This window comes from Bradyrhizobium sp. Unk1, from assembly GCF_059512345.1.
On the sequence record NZ_JCAMOP010000007.1, the window covers coordinates 224,236 to 236,228 of the forward strand.

Here is an 11,993-nt window from a genome sequence, read left to right on the forward strand (position 1 = left end):
GTTACAGATACCAGGCCAGCACGGCATCGAGCCTGGCGTTGCCGATCACCGGCAGGACGACCATCTGGCTCAGTCCAGAGGCGCAGGCCTGCGAGGCCGCGGCCGAGCCGTCACGTGCGAGATCGTCGTTGAGCGCGGGCATGCCGGTGGCCCAGGCCCCGCCGATGCTGCCTTCGCCTTTGGCGATGGATTTCGTCGCATAGAGCGCGGCGAGGTCGGTCTGCGCGCTGCAATCGCCGGCGCGGAAGACCAGCGCGGAGCGGGCCTCGTCCGGGACCCAGATCTCGAAGCGTCGTGCAATCGGGGTCGCCTGCGCCGAGAGGAACGTCAGCACCCAGGTCTGATCGGTGCCGGTCCGATAGGGAACGCCGACCCCGAGATTGATTCCGACCTTGGCGGCGTCCTCCCAGCGCAGAAAACTCCTGGCATCGTACAGGTCCTTGATGACCAGCGGCAGGCCGGCTTTCCAGATGCGGCCGGGCAGGCCGAAGCCACGCGGAAATCTGGTGTGGCGGGAGTTGAATTCGAACATTTCGGCGGTGCCGTAATAGCCGTCGACGAGCGCCATCTCGTGGGAGGTTTCGGCATCGTTGTGCCAGAGCTCGATCGCGCCGACATGGGCCTCGTCGTCGCCGCAGAACAGCACCATGACGGCTTGCAGGAATTCGCCTGAAAACACCGGCACTGCCACGCCGCATGTCAGCCCGGCGGCGATGGCCTGATCGGTCCGCTTGAAATAGGAATCGGTGAATCTGGTGAGGATCACGGGGTGGCCGCTGGCCCAGGCCTTGCCGGGAAGCCCCTCGTCATATCCGAAGTGCAGATCTTCGCTCACGGCCCTGAACGCGGACAGCCCTTCGCCGTAGAGGCTGCCGCCGAATTCCAGCCGCATGCGTGTGCGGTCAGGCACCCAGAGTTCAACGACGCGAATGAAGGTCTTCATTGAACGTGTCCGCCGTCTCAAGCCGCACCAAGCATCGGCCATTTGGCTGCGGAACGGACGTTCAAAATTCAGGCAGGACAGCGCAAACTTCGTGCGGTGGGAGGCGCAACGGCTTGGTCCGCCCGAGGGAGTTTCGCGGGACACGAACGACACCATCTCGCCGGCCTCGGCCGGCGATGGCGATTTTCAATCCTGGCCCGACCTGCCGGCCGGGAATGGCTATGTCAGCCGATCGGCAGGCGGGTGATGGTCGGCCGGCTGTCGGTGATGATCTGCGGCTTGTGCTCGCGCTCGCCGAGCGGCTGGGTCACCGGTAGTTGCAGCACGGTCGCGCGCTGGCCTTCGACCAGCTGCGTCACCAGCACGGATTTGCCGTCGGGGAATTCGATCGCATCATGATGGCGATCGGGAATGTGCGGATCGATCTTGCCGAACTTGCCGACGCGCGAATTGACGGTACGCGTCCAGATCCAGCGATTGTCGTAGCGGACGTTGTCGGCGAAAGCGAGCTCCGTTCCCGGGAGCAGGCAGACCGCGACGGTCGGATCGGCTGCGGAGGCAAAGCCGCGCGTCGAGGTGCCGCGGAAGGTTGTCGTGACGACCGTCTCGCCGACTTCGGCGGGACGCGACGCGACGGCATGCAGGCTGTAGTCACACATCGGGTGCTCCTCATGCAGGGATAGCGACCCACGTCTCTCAATCGAGGCGCAGGCCTCTATCAGAGTGGAAATGTGAAAGGTTCTGCCCGGTTGTAGGCAAATCTACGGCTCGCCGCAGCAAGCCGCAATCACATTATCTTTCCCGAATCCACTAGGAACAAAGCCCGCCCCTATGCATTCTGCAGGCGCGTGTCAGCGCCCCGCAGGCGCCGACCAGCCGGAATATTGCCAGGCCGGCCGCGACGGTTGCTCGACGGCGTTGCGGGCCTTGCGGGCTCGCTCGCTCACGGCGGTGTCGTTGCGGACATGGGGTCGCGATTGTGCGGCCAAGGCTTTCGACGCCAAGGCTTTCGACGCCAAGGCTCGCGACGCCAAGGCTTGCGACGCTGATGCTGCGATCAGCGCCACAGCAACTGGGATCTGAACGATCCGGCGCATGACTTCTCCTCGAACCTGAAGGCCGCGAAGCAGGGCTGCTTCGTGCGGCGTGCCGAGGATTTACCGCCAGAGGAGGGGCCGGATAATCTGCGCGAAACCAGAAAGACTATCCAGCGGAAGCGGACAATCGTCCGCTCCAATCTCGGATCGGCGATGCCGATCTAAAGCGCGCGGGGCGCCAAATAACCGATCCCGGCGCGTCCGGTATCAGTACTTCCGGTAGAGCCCGATCAGTTTGCCCTGAATCTTCACCCGGTTGGGCGGGAGGATGCGGACCTCATAGGCTGCGTTGGCGGGCTCGAGCGCGATCGAGGCGCCGCGGCGGCGGAAGCGCTTCAGGGTTGCTTCCTCGTCGTCGATCAGCGCCACCACGATATCGCCGGTGTCGGCGCTCTCGTTGCGCTGGATCAGCGCCATGTCGCCGTCGAGAATGCCGGCCTCGACCATGGAATCACCACGCACTTCGAGCGCGTAATGTTCGCCTGAACCGAGCATGTCAGGCGGTACGCTGATGGTGTGGCTGCGGGTCTGCAAGGCCTCGATCGGCGTGCCGGCCGCGATGCGGCCCATCACGGGGACCGCCACGGGACGCTCGCCCTCATCCGCCGGCGGGCTGGAAGTCGTGCGGACCTTGCCGAGATTGCCTTCGATGACGCTCGGCGTGAAACCGCGGCGGCTGCCGGCGGCGGCCTGAAGCTCGGGCAGCTTGATCACCTCGATGGCGCGGGCCCGGTTGGGCAGGCGCCGGATGAAGCCGCGCTCCTCGAGCGCGGTGATCAGGCGATGGATGCCCGATTTCGAGCGCAGGTCGAGCGCGTCCTTCATCTCGTCGAAGGAGGGCGGCACGCCGCTTTCCTTCAGCCGCTCGCTGATGAACCGCAGGAGCTCGTATTGTTTGCGCGTTAACATCTCGACCAAAATCCCCCGGTTGATGTCGTTCGATTCCGAGACGCTGAATTCAGCAGTAAGCCGCTACATGCTCGAAACAAATCATGAACGGACACTATATGTTCGATACATGTTCCGCAACTGCTTAATTTACCGTGAACGCGACAAAGTTCGCGGAACGCACGCGAACGAAGCGATCAGACGGGCAGCCGCAAGACCTCGCAAGGCGTGCCGGCTTCGGCCTTCGGCGCGAATGGCGCGCGCACGAGAAGTGCCTGTGCCGCAGCGAGATTCGCAAGCAGCGAGGAATCCTGGTGATTGACCGGAACGGCGACGAGCGTGCCGTCGTCGCGCAGTTCGAGGCGTGCGCGCAGATAATCCTCGCGCTGGTCGTTGGCGCCGACATCGCGGCCGAGCACCGCGCGTTCGCGGCGGTGATGAATCATCGAACGGCCCGAAAGCGCGCGAATCAACGGCACCATGAACAGGAAGCCGCAAACATAGGATGACACGGGATTGCCAGGCAGGCCGATCACGCGCATCGCGCCGAGCCGCCCGTTCATCATCGGCTTGCCCGGCCGCATCGCGATCTTCCAGAACGCCATCGAGATACCTTCGTCCCTCAGCGCCTGCTGGACCAGATCGTGGTCTCCGACCGACGCGCCGCCGGTCGTGATCAGGATGTCCGCGCCGCTCTCCCGCGCGCGGCCGATGCCGGCCGTGGTGGCCGCCAGCGTGTCGGCGGCAACGCCGAGGTCGACGGTATCGGCGCCCTCGCTGCGGGCGAGCGCGTGCAGGGCGTAGCCGTTGGAATAGACGATTTGGCCGGGACCGGGCGTGGTACCCGGCATCACCAACTCGTCGCCGGTCGCGAGGATCGCGACCTTCGGGCGTCGTCGGACGGGCAATTGCGGGTAATTCATGCCGGCGGCGAGCGCGAGGTCGCGCTCGGTGAGCCTGATACCCTTGCACAGCAGCACGTCGCCTTCCGAGAAGTCGACGCCGGCGGGGCGGATGTGCCGCCCCGTTACGGCGGCTTCCTTGATGGTGATGCGCTTGCCGTCCGCGACCGTATCCTCTTGGATCACGACCGCATCAGCGCCATCGGGAACGACACCGCCGGTGAAGATACGCACGGCCTCGCCGGCGCCGACCGATCCCGCAAACGGGCGGCCCGCCGCGACCTCGCCGATCAGGGTGAGCTGGGAGTCGGTCTTCGCCGCATCGACCGCGCGCACCGCATAGCCGTCCATTGCCGACATCGCCTGCGGCGGCTGCGTGCGCCGCGCGGCGACATCGCGCGCGAGCACGCGATGGAAGGCCGCGTCGAGCGCGATCATCTCTTCAGGCAGCGGCTCTGCGCCCGCCAGCACCGCGGCGAGCGCATCGGATACCGGCATCAGGGCCACGGCGAACTCCCGCAACAAATCGAAGGACTCGGTCGGCAAGGTTCTAGCCGAGCGGAGGGCCTGAAGCAAAAGGGGCTCCCCAAAGGCGCGCGAGCCCACACTTCCATTCGGCGGCGGCCCGGCCTATCTTTCTGTCGATGACAAGACTGCTCGAAAAAGCGCTCCAGGCCGTGCGGCAGCTCCCTGCGGATAGCCAGGACGAGATTGCGCGTGCGATGCTGGCTTTGAGCGGCAACGCAGGGGAGCCTGAGGAGATCGACCCCGGGAATCTTGCGGCGGTCCTTGAGGGGCTTGCACAAGCCAACTTGCGCCGGTTTGCGTCTGACGCCGAGGTCGAGGCTGCGTTCCGTCGCTTTGAGCGATGAAGCTTCGGTTCACACCGCGCGCGACCCAAGATTTGATCAGCCTTGCCGACTATGTCCGTGAGCACAGCCCGCAAGGCGCATTGCGCGTGCGCGCTGCAATCCTTGAATCGCTACAGAATCTCGTTCGCTTTCCAGGTCTTGGGCGACCGCAGAACGTCGCCGGCGTACGCAAGCTGGTGACGCGTCGATACCCTTATCTGGTCTATTACACGCTGGACGAGGAGGCCGGCGAGGTCGTCATTCTTACGATCCAGCATCCGGCGCGGGACCGCGAACACTCCGACGCCTAAGTGAACTCACGTTCGCCGCGGCATGATCCAGAAGGCGAGACAGACCGGTACGAGGATGGCCATGGCGAGGACGAGAAGGACGAGAGCCACGGCCAGCATCGGTCAGCCCCCCGGCTGCTTGTACGGACTGACGTCCGGCGCTGCGGGGCCCTGATCCTTGTCAGGCAGCGGGTCGGCCTGGGATTTCAGGTCGGCGGCCTTGCTGATCAGCTTTGCGGATAGGTCAGAATCCGAGGTGGTTCTGGCGAATTTCATCAGCAGAGACGCCTGCTTGGTGAGGTAGGTTTTGCCCAACACGACGATTGATCCGATGTAGAATTCCCAACGGACTCATGAGTCCCGAGAGGGGCAATCGTTCCGGGAACTCCGTATAAAAATGCACAAAGGGACTTGGTTCCTCGCCCCGGGGCAAAATAGTTCCATTCGCGGCCCGTCGGCTTGCCGGCCAGAGATCAGAGTCCGAGCGCCTTGAGGGCGTTCCCGACGTCGCGGGGCGAGGTCACGTGGACCGTGGTCAGGCCGCGCGACCGCGCTCCTTCAATGTTCTCGGCAAGGTCGTCGAAGAACACGATGCGGTTCGCCGGCACGCCGATCGCGGCCACGACATGGTCGAAGGCCTCCACATCCGGTTTGCGCAGGCCGATGCTGGACGACAGATACAGCTCGCGGAAATGGCCGAGCAGGCCGGCATATTCCTTCGAGAAGTGGTCCACATGCGGCCGGTTGGTGTTGGAGAAGGCGTAGAGCGGCATCTGCTTTGCCGCACGCGGCAGCAGCTCGGCGATGTCGGGCATCTCGCCGGCGAAGATCGCGTTCCAGCCCTCCAGGAACTGCGCGTCCGAAATGCCGATCCCGAGCGAGACGCGCAGCGAGTCAAAATAGGCCTCGTCGCTGATCTTGCCGACCTCGTGCAGCCGGTAGGCTTCGCTGTCCCGCACATAGCGCGCGACGATGGCTTCCGGCTTGCAGCCGGCATGTCCCGCCCAGCAGGCGATCGCCTTGGAGAAATCGATGTCGAGCACGACGCGCCCGAGATCGAACAGGAGCGCGTCCGCGCTGCCGGGGGAGAGCGAGCTCATTGCATCCTTTCACTCAATATCGATAGGGGTCGTGGTCGAACAGCGGGAACGCGCTGAACACGCTCGGCGCATTCGTTGCGGTCGCCTGGTGCAGGCAGGACTTGTTGACCTCGGCGAACGAGGTGGCGCCCAAGAGGCCGAGGCAGCGCAGCACCTCGTCCTCGAGCAGCTCCAGCATTCGCCTCACGCCGGCTTCGCCGGCCGCCGCCAATGCCCAGCATTGCAGCCGGCCGATGCCGACCATGTCCGCGCCCGCCGCGATCGCCTTGACGATGTCGGTGCCGCGGCAGAAGCCGCCGTCGACCATGATCTTGGCGCGTCCCTTCACGGCCTCGACGATCTCGGGCAGCACATGCATGGCGCCGCGGCCGTGATCGAGCTGGCGGCCGCCATGGTTGGAGACGTAGATCCACTCGACGCCGTGATCGACCGCGATCTGGGCGTCCTCGGCGGTGGCGATGCCCTTCAGGATGAGCGGGATCTTGAACTTGTCCTTGATCATCTTCACGGTCCGCCACTCCAGGCCCTTCTGATAATCGCCGCCGGTGGCGCGCAGGCGGCTCTCGCGAACATAGCGCTTGGCAATGTCACGTTCGCGACGGCTGTAATGGGCGGTATCAACGGTCAGGCAGAACGCGGCGTAGGCGTTCTTCTCGCTCCGGCTGACGACATCGGCGACGAAGTCGTCATCACCGCGCACGTAGAGTTGATAGAGCCGCAGCGCATCAGGAGCGGCCTCGGCGGTCTTCTCCAGGCCGGGCTCGGACACCGAGCTCAGCATATGCGCCGCGCCAAAGGTGCCGCAGGCGCGGGCGACGCTCGCCGCGCCATCAGGATCGAAGATCTCCAGTGCGCCGACAGGGGCGAGCACCACCGGTAGCCGCATCCTGCGCCCGAACAGCTCGACCGAGCCATCGACCTCGCGGACGTCGCGCAGCACGCGCGGCCTGAAGGCGATCTCGTCGAGCGCCATGCGGTTGCGGCGCATCGTGGTCTCGGTCTCGGCGGCGCCGACGATATAGTCCCAGGCGTTCTGGTTGAGGTTGGCGCGCGCCTTGCGGATGAATTCGTGCAGGTTCTGGAATGGCTCGGCGCTGGCGCCGAGTTCGACGTTCCGTTCCGGCCGGATGCGGGGCGCGTCGTTCATGGTTGTCCTCCCGAGAATTTGAAGCCTTATTGTCATCGCCTATCGTGTCCAGCCCTCCAAAACCATCCTAAAATCGCATAGCTGCGAGGCGTGGGCCGGCCGGCCGATTCCGGCCTTGCGCGAAACGGTCGGAACGTTGCCAAAAGTTTAGGCCCGGGCGAAGGGATTTTTACGGTGTACCCGCCGGCGTGGCGTCCCGGCCTTGAAGAAACCAGAATGGTATTGTGAACAGCGGGCTGGATCGCCATTTGCATGGCGCCTCCCAAGCCCCAAGCAAAGCTCCAAGCAAGAAGGCAAGCCTATCCATGCGGAAAAATCTGCTGTTCCCCCTGGGCGCACTCACGGGAGCGTGTCTGACCCTTCTGGTTGCCAGCCCGCACGGCGGAGTATGGGCGGCGCGGGCGGCAGCGAGCGCGGATGATGCCTATTCCCGGCTCAATCTGTTCGGCGAAGTGTTCGAGCGGGTGAAGGCGAGCTATGTCGAGAAGCCCGACAATTCCAAGCTGATCGAGGGCGCGATCACCGGCATGGTGACCTCGCTCGATCCGCATTCACGCTACATGAACGACAAGGCCTGGACCGAGATGCAGGAGACCACCTCCGGCGAGTTCGGCGGGCTCGGCATCGAGGTCACGATGGAGGACGGCCTGGTCAAGGTCGTCTCGCCGATCGACGACACGCCGGCGTCCAAGGCCGGCATCATGTCCGGCGACCTCATCAGCAAGATCGACGGCGATGCCGTGCAGGGCATGACGCTCGAGCAGGCCGTCAACAAGATGAAGGGGCCGGTCGATACCCAGACCAAGCTCACCATCGTGCGCAAGGGAGCCGACGCCCCGCTCGACGTCGCGATCAAGCGCGAGATCATCCATGTGCGTCCGGTGCGCTTCCACGTCGAGAACGGCGACATCGGCTATATCCGCGTCACCTCGTTCAACGAGCAGACCACCGACGGCCTGAAGAAGGCGATCGCGTCGATCTCCAAGGAGGTCCCGCCGGAGAAGCTGGTCGGCTACGTGATGGACCTGCGCAACAATCCGGGCGGCTTACTCGACCAGGCCGTCTCGGTGTCGAGCGCTTTCCTTCAGCGCGGCGAGGTCGTCTCGACCCGCGGCCGCAATCCGGAGGAAACCCAGCGCTTCACTGCGCATGGCGGCGATCTCACCAAGGGCAAGCCGCTGGTCGTGCTGGTCAACGGCGGCTCGGCCTCGGCCTCGGAGATCGTGGCTGGCGCGCTGCATGATCATAAGCGTGCCACGATCATCGGCACGCGCTCGTTCGGCAAAGGATCGGTGCAGACCATCATTCCGCTCGGCGCCGGCAACGGCGCGCTGGCGCTGACCACGGCGCGCTACTACACGCCGTCGGGCCGTTCGATCCAGGCCCAGGGCATCGCGCCCGATATCGAGATCCTCCAGGATATTCCGCCGGAGCTGAAGGGCCGGATGGACACCATGGCGGAGTCCCAGATGCGCGGCCATCTGCAGGCTGCTGACGGCACCGAGCAGACCGGATCGCAGTCCTACGTCCCGCCGGAAGAGAAGGACGACAAGGCCCTGCATACGGCCTACGACTTCCTGCACGGCCAGACCGCGAATGCGGTCGCCGCCAAGCCCGCGCCGAAGGCAGCGGTGCCGAACTAAAGCCCTACGACGTCCGGATATTGCCCGGGAGCGGATGACCGCTCCCGGGTGAATTCGTGCGGTGACGCTTCCAATTGTTGGGAAGACCGCCCTAATTAGCTTGCCTCGCGGCGCCGGCCTTCCTCGCCGCCGCGCTGGGCGAGGCGGCTGCGGTGCAGCGCGAACAGCTCCAGCACCTTGTCGGCCGGTTTTGCGGCACTGAACAGATAGCCCTGCATCTCGGAGCAGCCGAGCGCACGGAGCAGGCGCTGCTGCTCCTCGGTCTCGACGCCCTCGGCCGTGGTGGTCATGCGGCGGGCGGCAGCTAGGTTGACGACGGCCTGCACGATGCTGGCGGAGCCGTCGGGACCGGCGATGTCGCTGACGAAGCAGCGGTCGATCTTGATCTTGTCGAACGGGAAGCGGTGCAGATAGCTCAGCGAGGAGTAGCCGGTGCCGAAATCGTCGAGCGCGATCCGCACGCCGATGGCGCGGAGCTGATGCAGGATCGCAAGCGCGGTGTCGTCGTCACGGATCAGCACGGCCTCGGTGATCTCGAGCTCGAGCCGGCTCGCCGGCAAATTTGAGGCGGCAAGGGCCGCCATGATCTTCAGTGCCAGCGTGCCGCTCTTGAACTGCACCGGCGAGACGTTGACGGCGAGGCGGATGTCGTCGGGCCAGTTGGCGGCATCGCGGCAGGCCGTGGCCAGCACCCATTCGCCGATCTCGTTGATCAGGCCGGTGTCTTCGGCGATCGGGATGAACTCGGCCGGCGAGACCATGCCGCGCTCGGGATGGCGCCAGCGCACCAGCGCCTCGCAGCCGGTGATGCGGTCGTCCTTCAGGGCGAGGCAGGGCTGGTAGTAGACCTCGAGCCCGCCTTCGAGCCCGCCTTGGGCGATGGCGTGGCGCAGATCGATCTCGAGCTGCCGCCGCTCGCGGACCTTGGCGTCCATCTCCGGCTCGAAGAAGCGATAGGTGCGGCGTCCGGCGGCCTTGGCGGCATACATCGCCATGTCCGCGTTCTTCAGGATTTGGTCCAGCGCGGTGCCGTGTCGTGGCGCCAGCGCGATGCCGATACTGGCGTCCGTGGTGAGATGATGGCCCATGCAGTCGAACGGCGCGCGGATGGCCTGGAAGATCCGCGCGACGAGCTCGTTGATCTGCTCCAGCGACGTCACCGCGCTCTGTACGATGGCGAATTCGTCGCCGCCGAGCCGCGCTACGAAGTCCGCAGGACCTGCGCATTGGCTGAGGCTCGTCGCGATCGATTTCAACAGCTCGTCGCCGACGAGATGGCCGAGCGCGTCGTTGACGCCCTTGAACTCGTCGATGTCGATGTAGTGCACCGCGATCTCTTCGCCTTCGGCGATGGCGGCGAGCTCCGCGCGCAGATGCTCGTGGAACATGGTGCGGTTGGGCAGGTCGGTCAGCGCGTCGTAGTGGGCGAGGTGGGTGATCCGCTCCTCGATGCGCCGGCGCTCGGTGATGTCTTCGTGGGTCGCCACCCAGCCGCCGTCCGCGAGCGGCTCGTTGAGGATGTGGATCGAGCGCCCGTCGGAGGTGTCGACCACCATGGAGTTACGCACATGGATGTCGCGCAGCACACGGACGACATAGTCGCCGATGTCGCCACTGAACGAGCCGGTCGCCTTGCGGTGGACAATGATGTCGTGGAAGCTGGAGCCGGGCTTCACCACCTCAGCTGACAGGCCGTACATCTCGATGTAGCGCTGGTTGCAGATCACCAGCCGCCGCTCGGCGTCGAACAGCAGCAGGCCCTGCGTCATGTTGTTGACGGCGCGGTCGAGGCGCTGCTTCTCCAGCGTCAGCCGCTCGCGGGAGGCGCGGTGCTGCTCCAGCAGCTTGCGCACGATCGCGATCAGCACGCCCGCGATGGCGAGCGCGGAGGCGCCCGCAACCGAGATCAGGATGCCGATCTGCTCGCGCCAGTCGGTCAGCGCCGCCGCGCGCGTCGTGGTGGCCATCATCAGGATCGGGAAGTGGGGCAGGGCGCGCGAGGAGATCAGCCGGTCTTCTCCATCGACGGGGCTCATGATGCGGCCGGCGAAGTGATCGAGCCCGAAGATCCTCTGCTGCTCGAACGGGCCGGTCTTGAAATTCCTGCCCATCTGCTCGCTGGAATGGGGATAGCGAGCGAGCAGCGTGCCGTCGCGATGCAGCATCGAGATCGAGGCGCCTTCGCCGAGCACGACGGAGGCAAAGAACTTCTCGAAATTGGCCGGTTCGATGCCGCGTCCGACCACGCCCATGAACTCGCCGTTCGGTCCCACGATCTTGCGCACGATCAGAATGGTCCAGGCGCCGGAGACGCGGCTGTGCACCGGCTCGATCAGCACGTTCGGCGAGTAAGGATCGTATTTGAAAGTGCGAAAATAGGCGCGATCGGCGACGTTCACTTTGGGGGCCGGCCACGCCGTCGAGGAGTTGATCAGATTGCCTTCGGCATCGATGATGTTGACGCCGCCCATGTAGGGCAGCGCCTCGATCTTCGAGCGCAGCATCCGGTGGACGTCCTGGCCGGAGAGGCGTTTGCGATAGTCCTCTGCGCTTGCGATGCCGGTTGCGCGGACGTGGTCGACGAAATCCTTCTGGATGACCGCGAAATCCTGCAACTGCTGATCGAAATGATGAGCGAGCAGCAGGACGGTGTTTTCCAGCTCGCGCCCGCTGTTGCGCAGCGCACGCTCTCGGAAATTCTGCGCCATCAGGACCGAGCCAATGGCGATGGCCGCGATCAGCAGCGTGCCGCCCACCACCAGCCAGCGGATCGGTCCGCTGCGCACGAAGACCTGGTCAAAGAGGCGACTGCCGTATTTCGTCATCTTGTCGATCGTTGCCGCGCACACGTCAGGATCGAGTCTTGATCCCGAGAACATCCGTTGGTTTACGGAAACGGTGTGGAGGCGGAGTTAGGAAGCGCGGTTAATGCGACATGAACGGCCGTGTACAAAAGCAATCGATGCGCGCGACGCAAGACGTGCAGGAATTGCCGGAAGCTCTCGCGATGCCGGTCAATTCCTGCCGGTCGTGCCACGGTCAACCAAGGCTTAACCATCTAAGATGTTGGCGATCCACACGTCGGCATTGGCACGTGATTTGCGAACATGCCTGCCAACGACACAGAGAGGA

Annotated in this window: 10 protein-coding genes; 2 read left to right on the top strand and 8 right to left on the bottom strand. The window is 64.8% G+C overall.

The annotated features are described in order from the left end of the window. Position 1 precedes the first annotated feature (1 nt). The 4 genes from AC5ZFO_RS11670 to AC5ZFO_RS11685 all read right to left on the bottom strand — a co-directional run bounded on the left by AC5ZFO_RS11670 (position 2) and on the right by AC5ZFO_RS11685 (position 4,337). Positions 2 to 943 (bottom strand): GAF domain-containing protein, encoded by a 942-nt coding sequence (locus tag AC5ZFO_RS11670; protein ID WP_282524922.1) that lies wholly within the window; start codon positions 941 to 943, stop codon positions 2 to 4. A gap of 224 nt (positions 944 to 1,167) precedes the next feature. Further along, positions 1,168 to 1,602 (bottom strand): hypothetical protein, encoded by a 435-nt coding sequence (locus tag AC5ZFO_RS11675; protein ID WP_282524921.1) that lies wholly within the window; start codon positions 1,600 to 1,602, stop codon positions 1,168 to 1,170. A 645-nt stretch (positions 1,603 to 2,247) separates the two neighbouring features. Then, positions 2,248 to 2,949, bottom strand: coding sequence for a transcriptional repressor LexA (gene lexA / locus AC5ZFO_RS11680; protein WP_014494969.1), 702 nt, complete (start codon positions 2,947 to 2,949; stop codon positions 2,248 to 2,250). A 176-nt stretch (positions 2,950 to 3,125) separates the two neighbouring features. Next, positions 3,126 to 4,337 (bottom strand): molybdopterin molybdotransferase MoeA, encoded by a 1,212-nt coding sequence (locus AC5ZFO_RS11685; protein ID WP_496122087.1) that lies wholly within the window; start codon positions 4,335 to 4,337, stop codon positions 3,126 to 3,128. A gap of 361 nt (positions 4,338 to 4,698) precedes the next feature. Between AC5ZFO_RS11685 and AC5ZFO_RS11690 the strand changes: the two genes are divergently transcribed. Beyond that, the gene (locus AC5ZFO_RS11690) at positions 4,699 to 4,992 is read left to right on the top strand and encodes a type II toxin-antitoxin system RelE/ParE family toxin (RefSeq protein ID WP_282524919.1); all 294 of its coding nucleotides are present in this window, start codon (positions 4,699 to 4,701) and stop codon (positions 4,990 to 4,992) included. Between the two features lie 102 nt (positions 4,993 to 5,094). On the opposite strand, the gene AC5ZFO_RS11695 is transcribed toward AC5ZFO_RS11690, so the two are convergent. The 3 genes from AC5ZFO_RS11695 to AC5ZFO_RS11705 form a co-directional block, all read right to left on the bottom strand. Beyond that, a complete protein-coding gene (locus tag AC5ZFO_RS11695; protein WP_063983049.1) occupies positions 5,095 to 5,289 on the bottom strand; it encodes a hypothetical protein in 195 nt (64 codons plus the stop codon). 155 nt (positions 5,290 to 5,444) lie between these two features. After that, complete coding sequence (locus tag AC5ZFO_RS11700; RefSeq protein WP_282524918.1) at positions 5,445 to 6,071, bottom strand: HAD family hydrolase; 627 nt, start codon at positions 6,069 to 6,071, stop codon at positions 5,445 to 5,447. 13 nt (positions 6,072 to 6,084) lie between these two features. Next, the gene (locus tag AC5ZFO_RS11705) at positions 6,085 to 7,218 is read right to left on the bottom strand and encodes an alpha-hydroxy acid oxidase (RefSeq protein WP_038943051.1); all 1,134 of its coding nucleotides are present in this window, start codon (positions 7,216 to 7,218) and stop codon (positions 6,085 to 6,087) included. A 305-nt stretch (positions 7,219 to 7,523) separates the two neighbouring features. On the opposite strand from AC5ZFO_RS11705, the gene AC5ZFO_RS11710 reads away from it, so the two are divergent. Continuing rightward, a complete protein-coding gene (locus tag AC5ZFO_RS11710) occupies positions 7,524 to 8,861 on the top strand; it encodes a S41 family peptidase (protein WP_282524917.1) in 1,338 nt (445 codons plus the stop codon). Positions 8,862 to 8,956: 95 nt separating this feature from the next. Here AC5ZFO_RS11710 and AC5ZFO_RS11715 read toward each other — a convergent pair whose 3' ends face one another. Next, on the bottom strand, positions 8,957 to 11,686 hold the full coding sequence (locus AC5ZFO_RS11715) for a bifunctional diguanylate cyclase/phosphodiesterase (protein ID WP_282524948.1): 2,730 nt from the start codon (positions 11,684 to 11,686) through the stop codon (positions 8,957 to 8,959). Positions 11,687 to 11,993 lie beyond the last annotated feature (307 nt).

Coding starts and splice junctions, on each gene's coding strand:
- AC5ZFO_RS11705 (WP_038943051.1), bottom strand. CDS start 7,218: ATGAACGACGCGCCCCGCATCCGGCCGGAACGGAACGTCGAACTCGGC.
- AC5ZFO_RS11700 (WP_282524918.1), bottom strand. CDS start 6,071: ATGAGCTCGCTCTCCCCCGGCAGCGCGGACGCGCTCCTGTTCGATCTC.
- AC5ZFO_RS11710 (WP_282524917.1), top strand. CDS start 7,524: ATGCGGAAAAATCTGCTGTTCCCCCTGGGCGCACTCACGGGAGCGTGT.
- lexA (WP_014494969.1), bottom strand. CDS start 2,949: ATGTTAACGCGCAAACAATACGAGCTCCTGCGGTTCATCAGCGAGCGG.
- AC5ZFO_RS11690 (WP_282524919.1), top strand. CDS start 4,699: ATGAAGCTTCGGTTCACACCGCGCGCGACCCAAGATTTGATCAGCCTT.
- AC5ZFO_RS11670 (WP_282524922.1), bottom strand. CDS start 943: ATGAAGACCTTCATTCGCGTCGTTGAACTCTGGGTGCCTGACCGCACA.
- AC5ZFO_RS11675 (WP_282524921.1), bottom strand. CDS start 1,602: ATGTGTGACTACAGCCTGCATGCCGTCGCGTCGCGTCCCGCCGAAGTC.
- AC5ZFO_RS11715 (WP_282524948.1), bottom strand. CDS start 11,686: ATGACGAAATACGGCAGTCGCCTCTTTGACCAGGTCTTCGTGCGCAGC.